Annotated in this window: 19 protein-coding genes; 6 read left to right on the top strand and 13 right to left on the bottom strand. The window is 51.6% G+C overall.

The genetic code is table 11. The annotated features are described in order from the left end of the window. Position 1: 1 nt before the first annotated feature. The 5 genes from C9I92_RS17720 to C9I92_RS17700 all read right to left on the bottom strand — a co-directional run bounded on the left by C9I92_RS17720 (position 2) and on the right by C9I92_RS17700 (position 4,962). Positions 2-1,309: a TRAP transporter large permease gene (locus C9I92_RS17720; RefSeq protein WP_047886281.1), complete on the bottom strand. Its 1,308-nt coding sequence runs from the start codon at positions 1,307-1,309 to the stop codon at positions 2-4. Next, the gene (locus tag C9I92_RS17715) at positions 1,302-1,826 is read right to left on the bottom strand and encodes a TRAP transporter small permease (RefSeq protein WP_047886280.1); all 525 of its coding nucleotides are present in this window, start codon (positions 1,824-1,826) and stop codon (positions 1,302-1,304) included. The genes C9I92_RS17720 and C9I92_RS17715 overlap by 8 nt, the downstream gene beginning before the upstream one ends. Positions 1,827-1,901: 75 nt before the next feature. After that, positions 1,902-2,888 carry a TRAP transporter substrate-binding protein gene (locus tag C9I92_RS17710; protein WP_047886279.1) on the bottom strand — a complete coding sequence of 329 codons (987 nt, stop codon included), beginning with the start codon at positions 2,886-2,888 and terminating at the stop codon, positions 1,902-1,904. Positions 2,889-3,484: 596 nt separating this feature from the next. Continuing rightward, positions 3,485-3,766, bottom strand: coding sequence for a hypothetical protein (locus tag C9I92_RS17705; protein ID WP_047886411.1), 282 nt, complete (start codon positions 3,764-3,766; stop codon positions 3,485-3,487). A 137-nt stretch (positions 3,767-3,903) separates the two neighbouring features. Then, on the bottom strand, positions 3,904-4,962 hold the full coding sequence (locus tag C9I92_RS17700; RefSeq protein ID WP_047886278.1) for an AraC family transcriptional regulator: 1,059 nt from the start codon (positions 4,960-4,962) through the stop codon (positions 3,904-3,906). Between the two features lie 267 nt (positions 4,963-5,229). Between C9I92_RS17700 and C9I92_RS17695 the strand changes: the two genes are divergently transcribed. The 3 genes from C9I92_RS17695 (at position 5,230) to C9I92_RS17685 (ending at position 8,871) form a co-directional block, all read left to right on the top strand. Further along, positions 5,230-5,736, top strand: coding sequence for a 2,4'-dihydroxyacetophenone dioxygenase family protein (locus tag C9I92_RS17695; RefSeq protein ID WP_047886277.1), 507 nt, complete (start codon positions 5,230-5,232; stop codon positions 5,734-5,736). Between the two features lie 69 nt (positions 5,737-5,805). Then, a complete protein-coding gene (locus tag C9I92_RS17690) occupies positions 5,806-6,627 on the top strand; it encodes an SDR family NAD(P)-dependent oxidoreductase (protein WP_047886276.1) in 822 nt (273 codons plus the stop codon). Positions 6,628-6,816: 189 nt separating this feature from the next. Beyond that, a complete protein-coding gene (locus C9I92_RS17685; RefSeq protein WP_047886275.1) occupies positions 6,817-8,871 on the top strand; it encodes a PhoX family protein in 2,055 nt (684 codons plus the stop codon). A 93-nt stretch (positions 8,872-8,964) separates the two neighbouring features. Here the strand turns inward: C9I92_RS17685 and C9I92_RS17680 are convergent, their stop codons facing one another. After that, the gene (locus tag C9I92_RS17680) at positions 8,965-9,732 is read right to left on the bottom strand and encodes a hypothetical protein (RefSeq protein ID WP_047886274.1); all 768 of its coding nucleotides are present in this window, start codon (positions 9,730-9,732) and stop codon (positions 8,965-8,967) included. Between the two features lie 362 nt (positions 9,733-10,094). On the opposite strand from C9I92_RS17680, the gene C9I92_RS17675 reads away from it, so the two are divergent. From C9I92_RS17675 to C9I92_RS17665, 3 genes are all read left to right on the top strand, one after another. Beyond that, complete coding sequence (locus tag C9I92_RS17675) at positions 10,095-10,397, top strand: PTS sugar transporter subunit IIB (protein WP_047886273.1); 303 nt, start codon at positions 10,095-10,097, stop codon at positions 10,395-10,397. Between the two features lie 91 nt (positions 10,398-10,488). Beyond that, positions 10,489-11,895: a glycoside hydrolase family 1 protein gene (locus tag C9I92_RS17670; RefSeq protein WP_047886272.1), complete on the top strand. Its 1,407-nt coding sequence runs from the start codon at positions 10,489-10,491 to the stop codon at positions 11,893-11,895. Between the two features lie 316 nt (positions 11,896-12,211). Beyond that, the gene (locus tag C9I92_RS17665; RefSeq protein WP_047886271.1) at positions 12,212-14,515 is read left to right on the top strand and encodes a M9 family metallopeptidase; all 2,304 of its coding nucleotides are present in this window, start codon (positions 12,212-12,214) and stop codon (positions 14,513-14,515) included. A gap of 760 nt (positions 14,516-15,275) precedes the next feature. Here C9I92_RS17665 and C9I92_RS17660 read toward each other — a convergent pair. The 7 genes from C9I92_RS17660 to C9I92_RS17630 form a co-directional block, all read right to left on the bottom strand. Beyond that, complete coding sequence (locus C9I92_RS17660) at positions 15,276-17,063, bottom strand: aminopeptidase P family protein (RefSeq protein ID WP_047886270.1); 1,788 nt, start codon at positions 17,061-17,063, stop codon at positions 15,276-15,278. A gap of 10 nt (positions 17,064-17,073) precedes the next feature. After that, a complete protein-coding gene (locus C9I92_RS17655; protein WP_047886269.1) occupies positions 17,074-18,069 on the bottom strand; it encodes an ABC transporter ATP-binding protein in 996 nt (331 codons plus the stop codon). Positions 18,070-18,079: 10 nt separating this feature from the next. Next, positions 18,080-19,111 carry an ABC transporter ATP-binding protein gene (locus C9I92_RS17650; protein WP_047886268.1) on the bottom strand — a complete coding sequence of 344 codons (1,032 nt, stop codon included), beginning with the start codon at positions 19,109-19,111 and terminating at the stop codon, positions 18,080-18,082. Positions 19,112-19,165: 54 nt separating this feature from the next. Further along, positions 19,166-20,095, bottom strand: a complete 930-nt coding sequence (locus C9I92_RS17645; RefSeq protein ID WP_047886267.1) for an ABC transporter permease subunit — start codon at positions 20,093-20,095, stop codon at positions 19,166-19,168. 10 nt (positions 20,096-20,105) lie between these two features. Then, positions 20,106-21,026, bottom strand: coding sequence for an oligopeptide ABC transporter permease OppB (gene oppB, locus C9I92_RS17640; RefSeq protein ID WP_047886266.1), 921 nt, complete (start codon positions 21,024-21,026; stop codon positions 20,106-20,108). A 227-nt stretch (positions 21,027-21,253) separates the two neighbouring features. Further along, positions 21,254-22,864: a peptide ABC transporter substrate-binding protein gene (locus tag C9I92_RS17635; protein WP_047886410.1), complete on the bottom strand. Its 1,611-nt coding sequence runs from the start codon at positions 22,862-22,864 to the stop codon at positions 21,254-21,256. Positions 22,865-23,337: 473 nt separating this feature from the next. Continuing rightward, on the bottom strand, positions 23,338-23,661 hold the full coding sequence (locus C9I92_RS17630; protein WP_047886265.1) for a MazG nucleotide pyrophosphohydrolase domain-containing protein: 324 nt from the start codon (positions 23,659-23,661) through the stop codon (positions 23,338-23,340). Positions 23,662-23,706: the final 45 nt, after the last annotated feature.

Raw genomic sequence — 23,706 nt, 5'->3', positions numbered from 1 at the left:
ATTACATTACGCCAAGCAGTTTTGGCAGAAACAGGGTGAGATCCGGGATATAGGTAATGAGCAACAACATCACGATGATCGCGGCATAAAATGGCAGTAAGGGTTTAATCAGATGTTCGACTTTTACCTGTCCGACACTGGCGCCCACGTACAAACCGCTACCGACCGGTGGCGTGATGGTGCCAATGGCAAGGTTAAAGACCATCAGGATGCCGAAATGGACGGGGTCAACCCCGATCTTCTGCACAATGGGCAGTAAAATCGGCGTAAAAATGAGGATTGCTGGGCCAATATCCATAAAGGCGCCGACGATTAACATGAACAGTGTGACAACCAGCAGGATGATGGCCGGGTTGTCGGAAATTCCGAGAATCATCTGGCTTAATGCGCAGGGAATACCTGTCATCGACATGGCAAATGACATTGCCGAAGAAGTAGCCAGCAAGAACATGATTACGCCGCTCATGATGAAAGTCTGAATCAATATTTTGGGAAGGTCTTTCAACGTCAGCGTTTTATAAAGAATGAGCGTCAGATACGCGGTATACACCACGGCAATGGCCGACGCTTCGATGGCAGTGAAAATTCCTTGTACGATCCCGCCGACAATAATCACGACTAGCAGCAGGCTGGGCAACGCATCGCGGGTGACTTTCAGTGCCATCCCTTTTTGCAGCGAAAAGAAATTACGGTAGTTATTGCGCTTCGCCACAACATAGGTCACAGCCATGCATCCGATTCCCCATAAGCTGCCGGCAACGAGACCTCCGGCAAACAAGGCCGCGATGGACGTCCCACCACTGGCCAAGGCATAGAGAATAAAGGCTGTTGTCGGCGGGATTAGCATACCGGTTGGAGCTGAGGCGATATTGACTGCTGAGGCAAAGTTACGGTTATAGCCTTCTTTAGCACTCATCGGAATCATTACACCACCGATAGACGTGGAGGCTGCGATGGCTGACCCTGATACTGCGCCGAACATCATATTTCCGGCAATGTTGGTATAGGACAGAGAGCCTGGAATGCGACCGGTGAAAAGCTTAGCGAAGCTGACCAGACGGGTCGCAATGCCGCCATTATTCATGATGACGCCGGACAGAATAAAAAACGGCACAGCCAGTAGGGCAAAACTGTCAAGGCTGGAGAACATTTTTTGGGCGGTGGTGAACATCGCGATATCGAAGGGCAATACCAGCATCAGGGTGCTTCCGGAAGCGATGACGATACACAACCCTATCGGGGTACCCAAGACGAGTAGCAGCACAAACACCCCGACCAACATGGCAGAGGCGATGACGGGATCAATCATAGCGACCTCCTGCCAGTTCATTGGATAAAGGCGTGTCTGATGCTGCTGCTCGTAATGAAGCAATCAGATCGGAAATATTGAGCAGGCAGTAAAGAATTGTCAGTACGCCGGAGAGTGGCAGGGCGTAATAGACCTTGCCCATAGACAATTGCAGAACTGGAGAGATTTGCAGCATGGCATTGGATGAGACTTTCCAGCCGCCAATGACTAGGATGTAGGCGGAGAACAGTATGAATACCACTTGAATGGCAATCTGCCAGTAAGTGGTTAGTGATTGAGGGCACTTGTCGAGAAACAGTGTCAGGCTGATATGCTCACTTTTTCCGGCAACATAGGCCAGCCCGATGACAGAGAGCCAGACTAGCGAGAAGCGCAGGAACTCTTCGGAGAATGTACTGGGCGTGTTAAATACATAGCGACTGATTACCTGCCAGCAAGCAATCAGAACCATGACACAGATAAGGCTACAGCTGAACATCTCTATTGTTCGGTCCAGCCAGCGTCTAAGTTTTTTCATAATAACCTCTGACCATATTGGTGCAGAGAAGGCCTCAGGCTGACAGGCAGCCTGGCCTTCTGCAGCATGGTACGCTTAGTTGACCTGACTGATTTGTTGGAACAACTGATAAAGTTCAGGTTTATTTTGGAGCTGGTCGTAAATAGGCTGAACGGCGGCTTTGAACGGGCTAGTGTCAATGTCATAGAACTCAACGCCAAACTGGGATTGAGCCAGTTCACGTGTTTTCTTCATTTCTTTCTGCCAGGCGCTTTTTTCTACCTCAATGGATTCCTGAATGGCTTCGTTTAGCGCAGACATCTGTTCAGGCGTGAGTTTGCTGGTGGTCAGATTGCTCATTACGATGATGTCAGGAATGCGGGTGTGCATGTCGTAGCTGTAATGTTTTGCAACTTCACCATGGCGGGCAATAGTGAGGGCAAATTCATTATTTTCAGCACCATCGATGATGCCTTGTTGCAGCGAGGTATAGACTTCGGCCTGACTCATCGCGATCGGGGACGCGCCAAGAAGTTTCATCGAGTTAATGGAGGTTTCACTTTGCATTACCCGAATTTTTTTCCCTTTCAAGTCATCAACGGTCTTGATGGGACCTTTACTCATGTAGAAGCTACGTGCACCTGAATCGTACCAACCCACACCGGTAAAACCCTGTCCGGCGGTAGATTGGTAAACCGGGGTCATAATGTCCGGGTTGTCCATCACCTTGTAGAAGGCCTCTTGGTTTTCAAACAGGTAAGGTAATGAAAAGACACCGTAATAGGGTGAAAAGCTTTCCAGCAAACCGGATGACACTTTGGTGAGATCGATGGCACCAACTTGTGCCATTTCCACCAATTCTCGCTCGCCCCCCAGTTGGCTGTCGGGAAAATACTGAATGGTGACTTCGCCCTTGGTTTTCTCGGATACAGCCTTGCCGATATATTGCAGCGCCTCTTTAACAGGCTGGCTATTCTCGGCATAAGCCAGTTTTAATACCGTTGCTGCCTGCGCGACGTTGCTCAGTGGTAGCAATAAAGATGTCGCTAGTATGAGTTTCAGTGGGGTACGGGTAGCGGACATGGATCCTCCAAACACTTTTGTCTTTATTCCGCTGCCTGTTGTTGGTGGTCAGTAACTTTGGCAGCAGTTGATGATTTGTATTAAGCCTTGTCATCATCGCAGCCTGGAAAGTCCTCCACCTTTGTAATTCTGCCAACCTGATAAAATGTGACGGTGATTTTGTCCCTTTTTCGATGTTTTAATCACAGTTTGGTGCGAGCCTTCATTGGGAGGAGACGGGAGGGGCTAAATGGACGTTCCCTCTGGCATCGAACAAATGTTGGCAGTGCAGGAAGAAAACCACGGAAGTATAAACCAGTGCTTTTGCCATGATGGCAAACACTTAAGAGGCCTGTCACGGAGGGAGACGTTGTGGTAGGCAACATAGAAAGGAAAGGAAAAGAAAATATAGATAGGAAAGGGAGCAGTAAGCGGATACCAATAAGTTGATACCCGTAAGTCATAAACTGTGCGAGCGGGTTTTAAAGCAAACAATGCGGACGATAACGGATGCTGAGGTAAATAAAATGACAGTCAAAAATCAGTGGGATGTCTTTAATTTATCCCGCTATGTGAAAGCCGGATCGCCCGTAACATTGACCAGGCGTTAGTTCGTTCTACGCTGCAATCCTGCCATTTCGCACCAGTGCCCGGCGGACGTTTTTACACAGTTTGCCAAAGCTGTATAGCTCGTCGAAAGTGGGCGGGAGGCCACGGTTGAGTTGGTGTTGCCAGTAAGACAGTTCAGAATCGACAAGCTCCATTAACTTTTTCGGGCAGCCGACACAGGTGTTATCCGGTCCGCAGACAAAAGTATCTTCCTGATACAGTGGAAATTCCTCTTTAACCGCATCAATGATCTGCTGCATGGCGGTGATTCTGTCAGGTTTTTTACTCATGGTAACGACAGTTGGCAGATGAAAGCGACATATTTTACCCTGCATACCGGATTAAACCATACCTTTAAAGTGGGTAATTTTTTTTGGAGGGGCCGTAACAAGGCGTTTTTCCTGAGCTTTTGTGGTGCGCAAGGCAATCACTGCTTGGTGAGCATTGCAGGTAGCCGACAATGAATCCGGGGTGATTTACGCTCGGCATTTTGTTGTTGCCACTGCCGTGGGGCGATGCCAAACCATGACACAAAAGCGCGTGAGAAAGCGCAAGCGTCACTGTAGCCCAATAATTCAGCTAGCTGAGCCATGCTCATGTTGGATTCTGTCAGATGACGTGTCGCCAGCCGCTGCCGGGTCTCTGTCAGGATAGCCTGAAATGACGTGCCTTCAGCTTGCAAGTAGCGTTGCAGGGTTCGGGGACTGAGCATCATGTATTTTGCTACCTGGCCCACTGTGCTTTTTCCGGAAGGCAATAAGTGATGGAGCACATAGCGGACATAGTCCGGCAACTCCTCAACGGTAAGATTGGTCAGCGCGTGGACATGGTTTTCTATCAGAGCGTGCAGCGACGGGTCGGCATGGTTCAGGGTTGTTTTCAGGGCACTTTTCTCAAACGCGATGCCGGTCAGAAAAGCGTTGAAATGAGGAGTAACAGGGAGCAACTTCTGATACTCCGTGACGGATGCCAGAGGATAGTGACGAATGTAAATCGCCTTGGGTTTCCAGGCATGACCAAAGAAGAGCTGGAGCAATTTTAGCCCCACACCAATCGCTATTTCGGTACATTGCGCATGATCGTGCTGCTCGAGGAAAATGCTGGGCTCATAGCAAAGCAACATCTGATTTTCTTTTTCTGTTAACTGCAGGGTAGCCCCCTGAGAATGCCAGTGGAAATAGCTGATCAGCTCGCTTAGCGCCTGTTCTACGGTTTGGGCGTTGTTTATGAGGTGAAATAACGGGCCAATGGCGGCAATGCTCTGAAACTGTCCGAATTCCAGCCCGAGCAGTGGGCAGGAGAAGTGGCGTTGGGAAAGCTCGATGAGGCGCAAAAACTGATGATAAGAAATCAGTGCTTCAGGGTGGGAAAACACATCGTCCGATAACCCGACCGCATTGAGTAAGGCATGATGGTTGACCTGGTGCTGAGTGGCAAACTGATCAAACCGAGCGATGTTTGCTCCGCGGATGTATAAGTTTTTCATCGTTTCCCTGAATCCTTTCTCTCTTGGTTTCAAACCCTGTTTTCAGTCAGTGTTCCAGCTTTAGCTTCTGCACATGTTTCAGTGTTAACCACGCTATTGAGCCTTCTGTCTGTCGATGAATGGAAAATGCCATTGCGGTATGAATAATTGCCACAGGCAGTATTTGTATAAAACTTGGCGTGAATTATCAATGCTAAGTTTGCTACTTTGTTTCAATCTTGTTGTGAAAATGATGGTTTGGACAACAAGAATAGAAAGGAACGCAATATGGGATTTCCATTTTTAGTGAATGAGCACCATGAGCTACTGACCCTGAACAATAACGACCTGCCGATTTACCGTGACCTCTTACCGGGGGTGCATGTTCAGCCGCAATTTCTTGATGTGGTCAACGGTGTTTGGGCACTGAGAGTACAGTTTGAACCGGGTGTGGTGCTACCGGCACACTACCATACCGGCAATGTGCACTTCTGGACTCTGTCGGGTAAATGGTATTACAAAGAGTACCCGGACCAGCCGCAAACGGCAGGTTGCTACCTGTACGAACCGGGCAGCTCAATTCATCAGTTCATCACACCTGAAACGAATACAGAACTGACCGAAGCACTCATGATTATTCAGGGAGCCAACATCAACTTTGACGATGAAGGAAACTATCTGGGCATGCTGGATGCTAACTTTATCGTTGCCACTCTGGAAAAGCACATCGCTGACAATGGATTGGATCCGGCCAAGTATATCCGTCCACCGCAAACGGATTACTCCACGAAGTAATCTCCCCTCTATCGTTTTGATCAAAGGCCGGTTTTGAGCCGGCCTTGTTGACTCTCCGAGGAATCATCGATGAGCAAAAACATTTTTATTACGGGTGGAGCAAGCGGTATAGGTCTTCAACTGGCGAAGCATTACCTGAAAAGTGGCCATAACGTTGCGTTGTTTGATCTGTCATTTTCAGAATCTGTGCTGGAAGAGCTGTATCCGTATCAGGGGGCTTCGCAAAACCTTGTTAGCTTGCAGGCTGATGTTTGTGACATGGCATCACTGAGTGGGCAGGTGGAAGCTGCGGTTAATACCCTGGGCAGCCCGGATCTGGTTATCAACTGCGCCGGAATCTTACGGGCAGGACGATTTACTGAGCTGCCACAATCTGAATTTGAGCAAGTGGTCGCGATCAATCTGTTCGGCACCCGTAATTTTATCTGTGCGGTATTGCCGTTCATGAAAAAGGGGGCGCATGTCTCCATGATTTCTTCAATGGCAGGCGTTAGCGGGGTGTATACCTATGCGGCGTATTGTGCATCAAAGTTTGGTGTGATGGGGCTGGCGAAAGTGTTGCGACAGGAGTTGAAGCCACGTGGCATCGATGTTTCAGTGATCTGTCCGCCGGAAGTATCCACACCTATGGTGGTAAAAGAGCACCAGACCATTGACCCTATTTGCCTTGAACAAAAAATGGTGGCCGGGGTGCTGACGGTAGAAGAGGCCGTTTCGAAAATTGCCGCGGGCTTAGCCACCCGAAAACACGTGGTGGTTCCGGGGGGCAGGGCGAAGATCATTTACCTGATTAACCGCTTTGCGCCGGACAGCATCATGTTCGGAATTGTTGACAGAATCATTGCGAAAGGGCTGGCTCGACAGTCTCAGACACCTCAAACTGACATTTAACCGGCCTTATTGTCCGACGGGAGGGCGTTAAGCGCTCTCCTGAACCTCGTGACTCTTTGCTGCAACATGCTCAATGCAACATGTTGTTATTCCACTTTTAATCAAAGGGCAATACTGCTGTCACTTTGGCACTTCAGGATTAGCGCGTTTAAAAACAACCACTAAACTAAAGACAGCCAAGGATAGTCAATGAGCAAGGCAATTTTTAACCCGACTCGTTTTAATAAAAGTGACAACGCGACCTTCGATGATGTACTGGATGCATTTGTTTCCCGCCGCAAGATTCTGAAAGGGGGCATGGGCCTCAGCGCTATGGCGGCCATGGGAGCGTTTGGACTGACCGGCTGTAACTCCGATTCCGGCAATACCACAACCGACACGCCGGACGCGCTGACACGCGTATCACTGAAATTTGAGTCGATTCCGGGCTCGCTGACGGATGCCGTCAGTGTCGCAGAAGGCTATACCGCTCAGGTATTGGCGCCTTGGGGAACCCCGTTGAATGCCATTGCTCAGGACTGGAAAAATGATGGCAGCAACACCGCGATTGATCAGGCGAATGCCGTGGGCATGAACCATGACGGGCTACATTTCTTCCCATTGAATGACAGCGCGACTGAAGGCCTGCTTTGCGTCAATCACGAATATATTGAGACCGCTGAGCTGCATCCTGATTTCGATGCGACGTTTAACGCCGAAGGTGACCGTATTGATGTTGACGCGGTACGAAAAGAGATTTTTGCCCATGGTGTCAGCGTTATTCATATCGCACTGGAAAACGGCAACTGGGTGGTGAAAGAGGATGCCCGCAACCGCCGCTATACCGGGGCAACGGCAATGGATATCGCCGGACCGCTGGCGAACAGTTCGCATCTGGTAACTCCTTATTCACCTGACGGCAGCCAGGCGCGCGGTACCCTGAACAACTGTGGCAACGGCTACACCCCATGGGGGACGTACCTGACCTGCGAAGAAAACTGGCCGGGATATTTTGTGAATCAGGGAACGGCGGCGGCCGATCAGGAACGTATCGGTATCACACTTGGTGCGGATGCAACGGGTCGTTATCGTTGGGAAACCCTGGCCGGACACGCGGACGAGCAAATGGACGAATTCCGTCGCTTTGATATCACGCCAACCGGCAGCAGTGCACTGAGCGATTACCGTCATGAAGCCAATGGCCATGGTTACATCGTCGAGATTGATCCGTACACAGCCAACTCCCGCGCGGTAAAACGTACGGCGCTGGGGCGCTTCCGTCACGAAGGTTGTACTTTCGGGAAACTGGAAGAAGGCAAGCCGCTGACGTTTTACTCGGGCCATGACTCGCGATTCGAGTACCTGTACAAATTTGTCTCGAAAGCGGTTTGGGATGCGGCAGATGCAACCCCTGCAGACCGTCTGGCTACCGGTGATAAGTACATGAACGACGGGACGCTGTATGTTGCCCGTTTTGATGCCGACGGTAAGGGCGTATGGCTGCCGCTGACACTGGATGCCTTGACCAAAGACGGCGGTGTGCTGGCCGATCATTTCGCGACGTTGGCGGACATCATCCTGAACACTGCAGGTGCCGCAGATTGGGTGGGGGCAACACCGATGGATCGCCCGGAGTGGTGTGCGGTGGATCCGATCACCGGCTCTGTGTACCTGACACTGACCAACAACACCAAGCGTACAGAAGAGACCGGCACTAACCCGGCCAACCCACGATTGCTGAACAAGTTCGGCCACGTCATTCGCTGGGATGAAACTGAAAACCACACAGATTTCAGCTGGGATATCTTTGTCTTTGGCTCATCTGCCGACGCAACTGCGGATGTGAACCTGTCAGGATTGGATGAAATGAACCAGTTTGCCAGCCCTGATGGCCTGGCTTTCGATCAGCGCGGTATTTTGTGGATTCAGACTGACAACGGCGCCAAAGAAGTCACCAGTTATACCAATGACCAGATGCTGGCTGTGGTTCCATCCAACCTGATGGATGAAGCCGGTAATCAGCAAACTATTGGCAGCGGCAATCAGGGGGAACTCAAACGATTCTTTGTCGGCCCGAATGGCTGCGAAGTCACTGGTTTTACCATCAGCCCTGATTACCGTTCGATGTTTGTATCAATCCAGCATCCAGGCAACTGGCCGTACAGCGACAATGCCGCTGAAGCCGCCCCCGAGGGCACCACAGTCCGTGCTCGCGCATCGATTGTCGTCATTCGTCGTCAGGACGGTGGTGAACTGGCGGTATAACGCTGCGCTTTAAACGTTGAACACCCTTAACCCTCAACGTTTATTCTCAAACTACTAAACTAAAACCCGCCAATGTCTGCGCATTGGCGGGTTTTATTTTTCCGCCTGCAACCTCAGCACCTCTCTTAATAACTCACCGTCAACTTCGGGCAGGGTGTCACTGAGCCGGATGGCTTCGCCAGGGACAAAAGAGAGCATCACGTTTTTCAGGGTGGCATCCGGGTTCTGCTGATTTTGGGTGTGGAAGTTGACCAGTTGTTCGTACAGTTGTCCTTCCATTTTGCGGATTTGCTCGTCCGTCAGTTTAATCCGGGCCATGCAAATGGCGGGGCGTTGCTGATGCCGGTCCTGGCTGGTTTTGAAACGCGCCACAAATAGCTTGTCTAAGGGGCTGTTTTCTTCCGTAATAAAACGTTTTTGAGGGTTAAGTTTTACCCGGGTTTTTTCGATCGTCTCCACATAGCCCATCATTTCCAGCGCCCGCAGGTAGTGGATGATGGACTGTTCTGACAGGGTAAAGTGTGTCTGAATATCCTCGACCGACCAGCCTAACGATGTCAGCAGGTAAATGAAATCGTACAGATACGGGTGTTTTGCGAAGATGGCATTATTATTCGGCGAGATGGCTTTAATGTCCCGTTGCTGAATACGGTTTGCCAGCTCCGACAGTTTCACTAAATCGGTGTCCAGGTAACTGGCATAAAACGTGATTTTATCAATGCCCAGGCTCGGATTATGAAACTGGCGCTTCAGACTGCTGACTGGCACGCTGCAGTATTCTGATAACTGCGCGTAACTGATATTGCGTACCTTCAGTGTTTCCCGCAAAGCCGCCAGTAAATACTGGGCTGATACCGTCATGGTTCCCTCCATGTCTTACATCTTTCATTACCAAATGGTGTCGCTGTCACGAGTCGCTGAGCCATGAGTCGCTGAGAAGACGGCCAGTTTGTTCTCTCAAAGGTGCCTAAGGTACCTAAGTTGTCACGCTGACTCGTTCAGGAAGTATAACGATCAAAATTGTATATTGTATGCGAACTGCATTTGTCGTTGTGGTTTCTTGAGAAACCTCGCACTTCAGAGCGGCGCATGAACAGTCTCCAGTCAGTGAAGAATGGTATAAATAGAGCAATTAATGGCTACGGCAATGAATGGCGTGGCTAGGGCTGGCGGTAAAGATTCTGACAAGGCGATTCGCCAAACGGCGGATGACAGGGGGAAACATGCTCAACCGGTTACGACAATTCTTCCATTTTCTGACAAAAACCAATCCGAATATTGAGCAGGAGGTGGATGACGTAATAGCTGCTCTCGGCGGGCTGGACAATATTCTTCAGTCGGGAGCCTGCGCGACCCGGTTGAGAATGCACCTTAACGATACCGGGCGTGTGGACAGTGAAGCCCTGAAACAGTTGGGCGCATTCGGTGTCGTGCGTCTGGATAAGCAGAATGTACAGGTTATTTTTGGCCTCAAAGCAAACAGCTACTCACAGCTGATCGAGCAAAAGTTGCAGCAGCTAAAATAGGAACAATTGCTTTTCATTCCTGACCTCATTTTTCTGATAGCGGTTGGGATAGGATGGGGCCAGTTGGTAACTTAACAGGCAGGATAGCGTCATGACGACACATGCTGAGACAACATTTCCAAAGCACTTTTTATGGGGCGGCGCCATTGCGGCCAATCAGGTGGAAGGCGCCTACGATCTTGACGGCAAGGGGCTGTCAACGTCAGACATGCTGCCTAAGGGGATTCTGAGCCCGCATCAGCCACGTAATGAACGTACACCGGGGATCAAGGATCTGGCGATCGATTTTTATCATCGTTACCCGGAGGATATTGCGCTGTTCAAGGAAATGGGGTTTACCTGCCTGCGGTTGTCGATCGCCTGGACTCGGATTTTCCCGAATGGCGATGAATCAGAGCCGAATGAAGCGGGGTTGGCGTACTACGATAAGATTTTTGATGAGCTGGTCAAGCATGGTATGCAGCCATTCGTGACCCTCTCGCACTATGAAATGCCGTTTACTCTGACCGAAAAATACGGAGGCTGGGGCAGCCGTAAACTGATCGATTTCTTTGCCCGTTATGCGCGTACGGTGTTCGAGCGCTATAAAGACAAAGTCAAACTGTGGCTGACATTCAATGAAATTAATATGTCGCTTCATGCGCCGTTTACCGGCGTTGGTCTGCCTGAAGAGGCATCGGAGCAGGAAATCTATCAGGCCATCCACCATCAGCTGGTGGCTAATGCCAAGGCCGTAAAACTGTGTCATGAAATTATTCCGGATGCCCGAATCGGTAATATGCTGCTGGGTGCGATGAACTACCCGTATACCTGTCACCCTGATGATGTGTTGGCGGCCATGCATGAAAACAACAAATGGCTGTTTTTCGGCGATGTGCAGACTCGCGGTAAATACCCGGGTTACATGTTGCGTTATTTTCGTGAGAAAGGCATTGAAATAGCCATGGCCGCGGGGGATCTGGAAGAGATTGCCGGTGCCAGCGTTGATTTTGTGTCTTTCAGCTATTATGCCAGCGGGTGTGCCAGTGCAGATCCGAAGCAGAAAGAAGTGGGTAACATCATCGACAGCGTGCCAAACCCGTATCTGGAAAAAAGCCAGTGGGGCTGGCTGATTGATCCGAAGGGGCTGCGTATTTTGCTGAACTTCCTGTATGACCGTTACCAGAAGCCACTTTTCATTGTCGAAAATGGCCTTGGTGCCCGTGATGAGCCGGATGAAAACGGCGAGATTCAGGATGATTATCGCATCGCTTACCTGAATGGTCACCTGGTACAGGCGCATGAAGCGGTCAAAGATGGCGTTGAACTGATGGGGTTCACCAGCTGGGGGCCGATTGATCTGGTGGCAAACTCGACGGCAGAAATGAGCAAGCGTTACGGCTTTATCTATGTGGATCGCCATGATGATGGCAGCGGTACGCTGGCACGTAAGCGCAAGAAGAGCTTTTACTGGTATCAGGATGTGATTCGGACACAGGGGGCATCGTTAACCCGGTAGTGAAGCTGTGTAAATTTACTCTCAACAAAGGGCGCATAGGCGCCCTTTTCTGTTTTTCATGTTCTGCGGATAACGCAATGAACGGATAAAATTTATAAAACCGAATGCACATTAAATCTGTGTAGCGCTGAAACCTCTCGCTTTGTAACTGAATACGGTTCTCATTTCCATCACCGCCTTTTACTTTCCGGGATTGTATGTTTGCATATTGTATACAATATACCAGTATTACCTTCTGTCACCCTGGTGATTGCATTTACACATCCTGTTTGAAGTCGTTGAAGGATGAAAACATTAACTTCAAGAGAAGAAAAAGATGGAACTTAAAGCACTTGCGTTAACGGTATCAGCCCTGCTTGTGGGTCAGTCGGTGTATGCATCTGAGGTGTTTTCTCACCCGGGCATGCCGGTTCAACAAAAGTTGCAGCCAAATTTGCTGCAGCAAAGTACCAGGCTTCAGCCAGAGCAACATATCCACGGGCTTGAACGCACGGATCGGCAATATCGGCCGACAGATGCTACTCAGCAGCCGGAACCGCCAACGTTACTGAAACGTCAGGTATCGGTTCAGCAGGATGCGGTTGAACAGTGTGATCTCAGCCAGTTTCAGACGACCAGCAGTAACCAGTTGATGGCCGCGATTCGCCAGCAGGGCGCCAGTTGTGTCAATGCCTTGTTTAGTGCTGACACGGGAGTACAGGAAGCCGCGTTTTCGTCCAACCACATGTATAACGTCGCACAATATACCCGAACACTGGCGCAGCAATATGCGGGCGGGGGCAGTGATGAGCTGGAAGCCTTGTATCTGTATCTTCGGGCGGGGTATTACGCTGAGTTTTATAACAGCAATATCACGTTTCTGTCGTGGGTGACGCCGGCAGTGAAAGGTGCCGTGGATGCGTTTGTCCAGAATGCCCATTTTTATGACAACGGCGACGCTCATGGCAAGGTGCTGAACGAGGTGATCATCACGATGGACAGTGCTGGGCTACAGCATGCCTATCTCGATGTAGTGACGCAGTGGCTGACCCGTTGGAATGCGCAATATGCCGAGCACTGGTATATGCGAAACGCGGTCAATGGTGTCTTTACTATTTTGTTTGGCGGGCAGTGGAACAATCAGTACACCAGCCTGATTGGCGAGCAGACTGCGTTGGTGACGGCCTTACAGGCATTTGCGCTGGACCGTACGAAAGTGAATTCGCCAACGGAGTTTATGGCGGCCAATGCGGCCAGAGAACTGGGGCGGTTAGCTCGCTACACGGACGCGACCATTGCGCCTAAAGTCACGGAAGGATTAACCGCGATCTTCGGCCAGTATCCGTCCTATGGCGATGGAGATGCTATCTGGCTGGGGGCGGCGGATACGGCCTCTTATTATGCTGATTGCAGCCAGTTCAACATCTGTGGCTTTGAAGACGCGCTGCGTGATGCGGCGCTGAACCAGACTTTTATCTGTAGTGATACGATTAAAATTCGCTCACAGGATATGTCGCAGGCACAGCATCTCGCGGCTTGCGACAAAATGGCTTATGAAGAGTCATTTTTCCACACCACGCTTGAAACCGGTAATCAGCCGGTGGCTGATGATCATAATACGCAGCTGCAGGTGAATATTTTTAATTCCGATACCGATTACGGTAAATATGCCGGTCCGATATTTGGGATTGATACCAACAACGGCGGTATGTACCTCGAGGGGAATCCGGCCAATGTGGGCAATATTCCCAATTTCATCGCGTATGAAGCCAGCTATGCCAACCCGGACCATTTTGTCTGGAATCTTGAGCACGAGTACGTCCACTATTTGGATGGGCGGTTCAATATGTATGGCGATTTTGGTACGCCTACCGAGCTTGTGGTCTGGTGGAGCGAAGGGGTGGCCGAGTATGTGTCGCGGGTAAATGATAATCCTCAGGCGATTGCCACCATTCAGGATGGCAGCACGTACACTCTGGCGCAGGTGTTTGACACGACGTATGACGGTTTTGATGTGGATCGTATTTACCGATGGGGATATCTGGCGGTGCGATTCATGTTTGAGCGTCATCCTGATGAAGTTCAACGTATGCTGAGTGCCACCCGACAGGGACGCTGGGCTGAATACAAGGCGATCATTAGCGGTTGGGCAAATCAGTATCAGTCAGAATTTGCCCAATGGACCGAGGCGCTGGCGAAGGGCGACAGTGGCGCTGGGAACGGTGAGGGGACAGGCTCCGGTAATGAAGGGGGCGGTGAATCTGGTGGTAATACCGGCTTGCCGGAAAACTGCGTAGTACTGCCAAAAATCAGTGATGGGCGTTTAGCACTGGATGAAGCGGCCTGTCTGGCCGACACGGCTTCAGCGTCTGACGTATTGTGGTTCAGTATTCCGGCTGTCAGTGAATATCAGACCACTGCCATTACGGCGGGCAACGGGACTGGCGACCTGACGCTGGAATACAGCAACCTGAATTGGCCAGATGGTACCAATGTGCAGGCATCATCGGCAAATATGGGTAACAGTGAATGCATTATTCTGGAACATCAGGCGAATTATTGGGGATATCTGAAAGTCTCGGGTTCCTTTGAAAATGCAGCGTTATTGGTGGAGGCTGGCAGTAACCAGTGTCGTCAGTAACCCGTTTCAGCGGTGCTTCTCGCAGCCCGGCTTTTGCCGGGCTTTTTTACTACTGAATGCGATGTATGATTCCAGGCCGGTGAAAGAGCGGCGAAAAGTGGCAGGGCTACGGGCTGTCGTGCCGCGTTACCTATGTATACCTCACACAAAACCGATAATGCTCCGAATAATGGAAAAGGTCCGAATAATGGGGCTCGCCACCAAGTTTGTTCGCTATAGATCGTCCTAAAACGAACGTCCTGAAACAAAGTCCTTCAAACTCTGATTGCTTAAAGCCAGGGCACTTGAAATTAGCGACATCAAAGCCATCAACTTGAAAACAAACCATTTCAAGACTAGCCACTTCAAATCCAGTTACTTCAAAACCAGTCACTTCAAAATCAGCTACCTCAATGCCTCCAGAACAATGCCTACAGATCAATGTTAGCCGCGGCATAAAGACCCTGAATATCTTGGCTATAGCGTTAAAAGGTCAGTTGGTTGGCGTCTCAGAAGGGCTCACAGCGTGAACGGCAGCGAGTTTAAGTCTCTGTTTAAGTCACTGATCATGGCATGACATGGTGAGGGGGGAGATTAACATCTTGGGGCGATGAAAAAAAAGCCGGCTCCAGGGCCGGCAAAACATAACAGAAGCAAGGAAAGTGAGGGCCAGCCTTAAACGATGGCAGTGGCTGGTAATGAGGGACACAAAGGATATAGGTAAACGCCATCGCTTCCGGAGACAAACCCGGTGGCTATGCGTTGACTACACTCACCGCGCTTACACCGGTGCGGTCGCCGTTTGAAGCCAGTTTCGTTCTTGCAGCGTCAACGCCTCATTGAGCACGGCATATACCTGTGCGTGATAGGTGTTCAGCCATTGTTTCTCTGTGTTGTCCAGCATCTCCAGGTCCAGAGCCTGCGTGGCAATCGGCGCGAGAGTCAGGGTTTCGAAGCCATAAAACGCACCAAATTCTGTTTCTTCACATTCCACAACCTGCATGATGTTTTCGATACGTACGCCGTATTCACCTTCACGATAAACGCCCGGCTCGTTAGTGATCACCATGTTAGGTTCCAGTGCTACTTCTTTGTGAGACTGAGAAAAGTTTTGCGGTCCTTCATGCACGTTCAGGCACAGGCCAACGCCATGGCCGGTACCGCACTTGTAGTCAATACCATGCTGCCAGAGTACCCCTCGCGCCATAATGTCCAGGTTGGCCCCGGTTGAACCCTTCAAAAATCGGGTCTGGGTCAGGCGAATAACCGCTTTTAACACCAAGGTGTAATCGGTGCGTTGTTGCTCACTGAGCTGACCAAAGCTGAAAGTACGGGTGATGTCGGTCGTGCCGCCAAGGTACTGGCCACCGGAGTCGACCAGGAAAAAGTTAGGTTCATCGACGTTGGCATTGCTTTCGATGTCGGCGGCATAGTGCATTTTGGCTCCGTGTGCGGCAAAACCGGCAATGGTCCGGAAACTGTCGCCGATATATGTCGGTTGTTGGGAGCGAAATGCCTGCAACTGCTGCTCAGCATTCAGCTCGGTCACGCTGCCCCCAGGCACTTGCTGATCCAGCCAGTGCATGAACTTCACCATTGCGATGCCATCCAGACGTAAGCTTTCTTTCATGTTGCACAGCTCAGTCTCGTTTTTGATGGCTTTGAGCTCAGTGAAATAACTTAATCGGTGGCTGAGTGTGACGGTGTCAGGCAATTTGCTGACCAGCAGAGCATCCGTGTGAAGGTCACAACAGCGGAAATGGCGACCGGCAGCCAGACCGGAAAGGGCGGTGGCAATCTCCTCATACGGCTGGCATGTCACCCCCTGGGTTTCAAGGTGGGCGGCAACGTCTGTCGGCAGTTTTTGCAGGTCAATAAACAGTGTCGCGTGAGTCTCTGACAGCAGCAGGTACGATTCCGAAATCGGGCTGTACAGGGTATCACCACCACGAATATTGAGTGCCCACATCACATCATCCAGCGTGGAAACCAGCAGTTCGTCGACGCTGTCCTGAGACATCAGTTGGCGTACCTGCGACAGTTTCTGGGCCGTTGTCAGTCCTGCATATTTAAGTGGGTGATTAAATACCGGCGTGGCCGGACGCGCTGGGCGATCAGCCCAGACTGCGCCGATCAAATCGTGAGTGAGGACAATATCGATCCCTTTGCCAGCCACCGCCGCCTGCAGGGACAGATAAAAATGATAGCTGATGGTGCGTCCATCTACCCCAATGCGACTTTGGGACGGCAGGGTATCAGCCAGCCATTGCGGAATACTCGGCGTTTCCGGCAGGCGGGCCTTAAACAGGTCTAGTCCACTGCCGCTTAACTGCTCTTCGGCCTGAATGTAGTAACGGCCATCGGTCCATAAACCGCCGCCTTCCGGCAGAATCACCGCTTCGCCAGCAGAACCGGTGAATCCTGTGATCCACTGGCGGGCCAGCCAGTGAGCAGCTGAATACTCGCTGGCGTGCGGGTCATAGTTGGTCGCAATATAGGCATCTAACCGGTGCTCTGCCATTTGGGACCGCAGCTGAGCAAGGCGTTGCGAAACAGTCGGTTGGTTCATGGGTTTTTCCTTAAACATCAAGTTGTGAACAGAAAATATGGTGGCCGGTTTTACCGGTCAGTGGCGGACGTTGCTCGGCGCAGTCCTCTGTTGCTTGCGGACAGCGGGTACGAAACACGCAGCCCGACGGCGGATTCAGCGGTGACGGTAGGTCGCCCGGCAGCAGCTGAATATCCCGGGTTCTGGCCAATTGTGGGTTGGCAACAGGCACCGCGGACAGCAGCGCCTGAGTGTAAGGGTGACGGGCATCGTCAAACACGTCCCGGAAATGGCCGATTTCCATGGGGCGACCCAAATACATCACCATGACCCGATCGCTGATGTGGCGTACTACGCTCAGGTCGTGGGCAATCATGACCATGGTCAGCCCCATCTCCTTTTGCAGGTCGCTAAGAAGGTTGATGACCTGCGCCTGAATTGACACATCGAGTGCACTGACGGGTTCGTCACACACGATCAGTTTGGGATTGAGGATCAGCGCGCGGGCGATGCCAACCCGCTGGCACTGTCCGCCGGAAAATTCATGGGGATAACGGTTTCTCTGGCTGGGTAGCAGACCCACTTTGTCCATCATCTGGAACACGCGTTGCTCGCGGTCGCGACGGGAAAGCTGGGGTTCATGGGTAAGCAGCGGCTCTGCGATACATTCTGAGATGGTCAGGCGCGGGTTCAGACTCGCGGAGGGATCCTGAAAAATCATCTGAAAGTCACGCCTTTTGCGGGTCAGCGTCGATTTGTTGTACGCCCGCATGTCCTCTCCCTGCCAGTGCAGGCTGCCATCTGTCGGTTCAATCAGACGCAGCAGGGCGCGTGCCAGGGTCGATTTGCCGCAGCCGGACTCACCGACAATCCCCAGGGTTTCTCCCTGATAGATGTCTAAATCAATGCCGTCCACCGCTTTCACCTCGGGACGATGCGACGACAGCCAGCGTGGCAGAATTGTCTGACCTGTGCGGAAATGGACTTTCAATCCGCGTGCCGACAGCAAGGTTGGTTGGTGTTCCATGGTGATTTCCTCAGGCTGATTTCACGACAGGGTTTTGAACGGCGTTGTACGAAGACAGGGATGCCGCACCAGCCAGGTGAGAAGCCTGCTCCTTGAGATGACAAGCGAGTGCTTGCGTCGCAGACAGTCGGGTAAAATCCGGTATTTGCTGGTGGCAGACGGATTCAGCCAGACTGCAGCGATTCTTAAACGGACAGCCCTGATGATTGATCAGCGCACTGGGCGGGTTACCCGGGATGGTCGGCAACCGATCCATGTCTTCATGAATGGACGGAATCGCTTGCAGCAGTCCTTGCGTATAAGGATGCTCCGGATGCTCGAACAGCGTGAAGGTCTCCGCTTCTTCCATTTTACGTCCGCCGTACATGACCAGCACCCGGTCACACATTTCGGCGACCACCCCCATGTCGTGGGTGATCAGAATGATGGCGGTGTTGAATTCGGTTTGCAGATCCCGTAGCAGCGCCAGGATCTGTGCCTGTACCGTCACATCGAGAGCGGTAGTCGGTTCATCGGCAATCAGCAGTTCAGGTTTGCACAGCAGGGCCATGGCAATCATCACCCGCTGGCGCATACCGCCGGAGAGCTCATGTGGATACTGGTTCATCCGCGTTGCTGCGGAAGGAATACGCACCGCATCCAGCATGGCAATCGCCGCAAGGTTGGCCTCTTTTCGGCTCATGCCTTTATGGATGCACAGCACTTCAGCCAGCTGTTTACCGATTTTGACGAACGGGTTAAGCGAAGTCATCGGATCCTGAAAGATCATCCCGATTTTTTCCGCGCGGATATGGTTGAGCTCACGAGCAGACAGGCCAAGTAAATTGGTGCCGTGGAAGTTTGCCAGGCCTTCTGTGATGCCGTTGTCTGCGGTCAGCCCCATCAGGGCAAAAACCGACTGGCTTTTGCCTGAGCCGGATTCGCCGACAATGCCCAGAGTTTCGCCGGCGCTGACGGAATACGACAGATCACTGACCGCCTGCACCAGCCCGTCAGGGGTGCGAAAACGCACATTCATGTTTTCTACAGATAAAATCGTCATTGCTTATCCTTGCGAACTTTTCCTTGTGAGCAGCGCTTTCACGCGCTGCGCGGATTAACGGTCTTTCGGGTCCAGTGCGTCACGCAGGCCGTCGCCGATGAAGTTAAAACAGAACAGCGTGGCAACCAGAAACAGAGACGGAAACAGCAGCTGCCAGATGGCAACATCGATAGTTTTCGCACCTTCTGAGATCAGGACGCCCCAACTGGTATCCGGCGGCTGCACGCCAAGCCCAAGGAAGCTGAGAAACGATTCAAACATGATGAAACCGGGCACCATCAGCGAGGAATACACCATCACAATGCCCAGGACATTCGGCAGAATATGGCGGCGGACAATAGTCAGTCTCGATACCCCGATCGAATGCGCGGCTTCGATGAACTCGCGTTTTTTCAGGCTGAATGTGACGCCCCGTACCACCCGAGCAATACCGAGCCAGGACACCATGCCAATGACAATAAAAATCAGATAGATATTGTTGCCAAACAGGGTCACAAACATGATGACCATGAACATAAAGGGTACCGAGTCCAGCACCTCAATCACCCGCATCATGGCGCTGTCGACGACTCCTCCGACAAAGCCGGATATGCTGCCCCATAGGGTGCCGATTACCACGGCCACCAGTGCGCCGAGGAAGCCAACCATGATCGACAGCCGACCGCCCTGCATGGTGCGGGCAAACAGATCCTGTCCCAGATCGTCGGTGCCGAAATAGTGGCCGGAGCTCAGGGACGGTCGGCCCAGCTCATGGGGCTCTGCCACTACGCTCCAGTCAATTTCATCGTGGGCGAACGATGACAGGGATGGGCCAAAGGAGATGCACAGGACGATCAGCAGTAGTACACCTACTGAACCCATGGCCGCTTTGTTCTGCCGGAACCGCCCCCAGGCGTCCTGCCACAGACTGCGGCCTTCTACCGCATCGGGAGTTTGGGTCAGTGATTCAGTGAGTGCCTGTGTGTCGAGTTTTTTCGTTAACATGCTCGGGTTCCTACATACGAATGCGAGGGTCGATGACGGTATAGAGAATGTCGACCACGAGGTTAAACAGGATGGTGAGCGTGGCCACGATAAGGGTAATTCCCATCACCAGGCCGTAATCCCGGTTCAGTGCGCCAGAGACAAAGTGCTGACCCATACCACCGGTACCAAAGAAAATATCAATGATGACTGAGCCCGTAACCACGGCGACAAAACTGGGACCCAGCATGGCAATGATGGGGATCAGTGAGGGGCGTAGCGCATGGTGAATCAGGATATAGCGGGTTGAGAGCCCCTTGGCCTTGGCGGTACGGATGTAAGGCTGGTTCAGGGTTTCGATCATCGCCCCGCGCATGACCCGGGCAATGCTGGCGATGGAGCCGATGGCCAGACTCAGTACCGGCAGCACCAGAAATGCGGGTTTGCCGCCTTCCCAGCCACCGGCAGGCAGCCAGCCCAGGTGTACAGAAAACACCGTTACTAACACCGGAGCCAGTACGAATGCCGGAATCACGATGCCTGTCATCGACAGGGACATCAGCAGGTAATCCAGTCGGCTGTTGCGATTCAGAGCCGCCACCGTGCCGAGAAACATGCCGGTCGGGACAGCAATTACAAACGACAGCAGTCCCAGAATGGCGGATACCGGCCAGGACTGGGCAACCAACTGGGTGACGGTAAAGTCCTGATAAACAAAACTCGGCCCCAGATCACCCTGAACAAAGTTTGAGATATAGATGAAAAACTGCACTAAAAAAGGCTCGTTTAAGTGAAACTTGGCCTCGATATTGGCGCGAACGATCTCCGGCATCGGCCGTTCCATATCAAACGGACCACCGGGGGCAATGTGCATAAGCCAGAACGACACCAGTGCGATAAACAGCAGGGTCGGAATGGCGATTAACATACGACGAAAAATATAGAGAAACATTAGGTCACCTTATTGACCGATTTGAACGATGCCGGTTTCCTTGAAGCGCATAATCAACATCAACCTCTCAGCCAGCTGAAGAGCCCAGCCAGTGGAAGCCTGACCATAACGCTTGCAGAAAATGGCATAGCGGGCAGCGCGGTCAGGGTGCCGGCTGCGTCGCCATGCCAAGTTCAATACCGGGTTATAAACCGAGAAACGTACCGGAATTCAAGCCGGCAGAGGCATTAGTGCGCCTTGACGTAGACGTTTTTGCGATAGAATGCCGACTCTGGATTTGTGCGTTCATAGCCGCCGATATAAGGCTGGCGCAGGTACTGATCATCGCCCGGGCGGAACATCGGAATGACGGCCATATCGGCGATCAACTGTTTTTCAGCCTGCATGTAGATTGCGGCGGGATCGGAAAGGGACTTGGACTCCTGCATCCATTCATCATATTGCGGGTTGTTGTAGCGGGAATCGTTGTACTCGCCGGTGGAAACAAAGATATCCAGCCAGGTTGAGGCTTCGTTGTAATCAGCCGTCCAGCCGCCGCGGCTGATGTTGCCCGGCTCTTTCAACGCATAGAACACCTTGGGTTCCAGCTGTTTGATTTCCACCTGAGCACCCAGCACGCTTTTCCACATGCCGGCCATCGCCGTGGCGATTTTGACGTCAGTAGAGAACGTTGGAATGGTGAAAGTCAGCTTAAGAGGATTTGCTGCGCCGTAACCGGCGTCCGTCAGCAGTTGCTTGGCTTTCTGGTTGCGGACTTTTTGTGTCCAGGTGGCAAATTCCGGGATAAAACTCTGGAACCCGTCTGTTTGCGGCGGCACCAGGGTATACATTGGCACCCCACCGTTTTTCACCACCGCTTGGGTCATGATGTCGCGGTCAATGGCGTAGGCCAGAGCCTGACGCACGCGCAAATCCTGGGTCGCACCGGATTGCGTGTTCAGGTAATAGAATGTCGAACCCAGTGACGCACCGGTATTGGCGACCTTCTCCGGGAACTGTTTCAGAATGCGGTTCTTTTGTGCTGCCGGGATCGACAGGGCTTCATCAATCTCACCCGCCAGGAAGCGGTTCAGTGACACGTTGGCATCCCCAATTGGTAGCCAAGTAATTTTATCCAGCACCACCTCATCGGCGTTCCAGTAGTGGGCATTTTTCACCATCACCATTTTTTCATTCACCTTCCATTCGGCAACGGTGAAAGCGCCATTGGTCACGATATGTGCCGGTTGGGTCCAGGCACTGCCATTTTGTTCAACGATTTCACGCGGCACCGGTGCCAGCACCGGATGGCTCAGCAATTTGACGAAAAACGGCACGGGCTTCTCCAGCGTGACCTCAAACGTCAGATCATCAATGGCTTTCACGCCAAGGGTGGCGGGATCAGCTTGGCCGTTCATGATGGCCTTCGAATTAACAATACCGGGAATGGCGGCAAACCAGGCATACGGCGAGGCGGTTTCAGGATTGATCAGACGTTGCCAGCTGTACACGAAATCCTGTGCAGTCAGTGGCTTACCGTTTGACCAACGGGAAGGGCGCAGATGAAAGGTATACACCGTATTGTCGTCGTTAACCTCCCAGCGGGTCGCGATACCCGGAATGGTTTTACCGGTTTTATCCTGCGTGGTGAGCCCTTCAAATAAGTCGCGTCCCAGATTAAATGCCGGCTCAGCAGCCTGCTTGGCCGGATCGATGGACGTGACTTCTGCGCCATTATTCAGGGTAATTTCCTGTTTATTGGCCAGTTGGGTTCCCGCCGGATAGGGGGCGGCCATTACCGCCGGGCTAAGCAAACTCGCTATCAGGGTACTGAGCAGTACGATCTTCTTGGCTTTCATCATATCCGTTTACTTCCGTGTGAGTGGGTCTGATAGAAAATGTATATTGTATACAAAACGCTCACAACAAAAGGTTACATCTCATTAACAAAGGGCCGTTATTTGAGACTGGCAGGATTAAAAAGTGAGACTCTCAGTGTGCTACCCGATTTAGCATACAGGGTTAAATGACGAGTGCTTCAAGGGGCGAGCTGAGAACAGAGGACTGAAAGTAGAGAAAAACAATTGAGAAAAGAAGCAGAGAAAAGAAAACAGAGAGGGGAGTGGAGAAAACCCGTACGAACAAGTCACAGTAAGCGGCTCGCATTTCAAACAATGTCCTGTTTTCTTCGAGTGCGAGTGTTACAACAAGGTAGTTGGATGCTCATCGGGTAAGGGCTGGCAACATTGCCAAGCCTTTCCTGTATATAGCTCCAATATATTCAATCCAGCATCGTAGCTGATCACCGAAATTCTGGTGGGTCATCCCGGTCTTAGCGGGTTAACCAGGTGCGCTGTTTATTTTTCTCTTCTTTTTGGCGAAAGGCATGTTCAAGGTTTATGTCATAGCGGTTTGCCAGTGAGCAGAGGTAAATAAACACATCAGCCAGCTCATCACCAATGTCGCCGATTGTTGAGTGAGGATTGGTGGCGATTCCTTCTGCTTTGCGAATGGCTTTAAACAGTTCGCCGACTTCTTCACCCATTAACAGGCATTTTGCTAGCACCGGTTGCTGGGCAAAATTGCGTTCGATTTCCAATTCCGCGACATAGTGCTGGAAGTCACTCATGGTTGGTTGGGGAGTAAGGGTAGGCATCACGTCTCCTGATTAACTGAATATTCCTGACATCTGACGGTATTA

The organism is Photobacterium ganghwense, assembly GCF_003025595.1.
GTDB classification, from domain to species: Bacteria; Pseudomonadota; Gammaproteobacteria; order Enterobacterales; family Vibrionaceae; genus Photobacterium; species Photobacterium ganghwense.
This window is presented reverse-complemented; position numbering and strand designations above follow the sequence as displayed.

Bases quoted from the DNA above. Each gene is read 5' to 3' on its own strand.
- C9I92_RS17680 (WP_047886274.1), bottom strand. From the start codon at position 9,732: ATGACGGTATCAGCCCAGTATTTACTGGCGGCTTTGCGGGAAACACTG.
- oppB (WP_047886266.1), bottom strand. From the start codon at position 21,026: ATGTTTCTCTATATTTTTCGTCGTATGTTAATCGCCATTCCGACCCTG.
- C9I92_RS17675 (WP_047886273.1), top strand. From the start codon at position 10,095: ATGCTCAACCGGTTACGACAATTCTTCCATTTTCTGACAAAAACCAAT.
- C9I92_RS17685 (WP_047886275.1), top strand. From the start codon at position 6,817: ATGAGCAAGGCAATTTTTAACCCGACTCGTTTTAATAAAAGTGACAAC.
- C9I92_RS17690 (WP_047886276.1), top strand. From the start codon at position 5,806: ATGAGCAAAAACATTTTTATTACGGGTGGAGCAAGCGGTATAGGTCTT.
- C9I92_RS17695 (WP_047886277.1), top strand. From the start codon at position 5,230: ATGGGATTTCCATTTTTAGTGAATGAGCACCATGAGCTACTGACCCTG.
- C9I92_RS17670 (WP_047886272.1), top strand. From the start codon at position 10,489: ATGACGACACATGCTGAGACAACATTTCCAAAGCACTTTTTATGGGGC.
- C9I92_RS17700 (WP_047886278.1), bottom strand. From the start codon at position 4,962: ATGAAAAACTTATACATCCGCGGAGCAAACATCGCTCGGTTTGATCAG.
- C9I92_RS17665 (WP_047886271.1), top strand. From the start codon at position 12,212: ATGGAACTTAAAGCACTTGCGTTAACGGTATCAGCCCTGCTTGTGGGT.
- C9I92_RS17635 (WP_047886410.1), bottom strand. From the start codon at position 22,864: ATGAAAGCCAAGAAGATCGTACTGCTCAGTACCCTGATAGCGAGTTTG.
- C9I92_RS17660 (WP_047886270.1), bottom strand. From the start codon at position 17,063: ATGAACCAACCGACTGTTTCGCAACGCCTTGCTCAGCTGCGGTCCCAA.
- C9I92_RS17720 (WP_047886281.1), bottom strand. From the start codon at position 1,309: ATGATTGATCCCGTCATCGCCTCTGCCATGTTGGTCGGGGTGTTTGTG.
- C9I92_RS17710 (WP_047886279.1), bottom strand. From the start codon at position 2,888: ATGTCCGCTACCCGTACCCCACTGAAACTCATACTAGCGACATCTTTA.
- C9I92_RS17630 (WP_047886265.1), bottom strand. From the start codon at position 23,661: ATGCCTACCCTTACTCCCCAACCAACCATGAGTGACTTCCAGCACTAT.
- C9I92_RS17715 (WP_047886280.1), bottom strand. From the start codon at position 1,826: ATGAAAAAACTTAGACGCTGGCTGGACCGAACAATAGAGATGTTCAGC.
- C9I92_RS17650 (WP_047886268.1), bottom strand. From the start codon at position 19,111: ATGACGATTTTATCTGTAGAAAACATGAATGTGCGTTTTCGCACCCCT.
- C9I92_RS17645 (WP_047886267.1), bottom strand. From the start codon at position 20,095: ATGTTAACGAAAAAACTCGACACACAGGCACTCACTGAATCACTGACC.
- C9I92_RS17655 (WP_047886269.1), bottom strand. From the start codon at position 18,069: ATGGAACACCAACCAACCTTGCTGTCGGCACGCGGATTGAAAGTCCAT.
- C9I92_RS17705 (WP_047886411.1), bottom strand. From the start codon at position 3,766: ATGAGTAAAAAACCTGACAGAATCACCGCCATGCAGCAGATCATTGAT.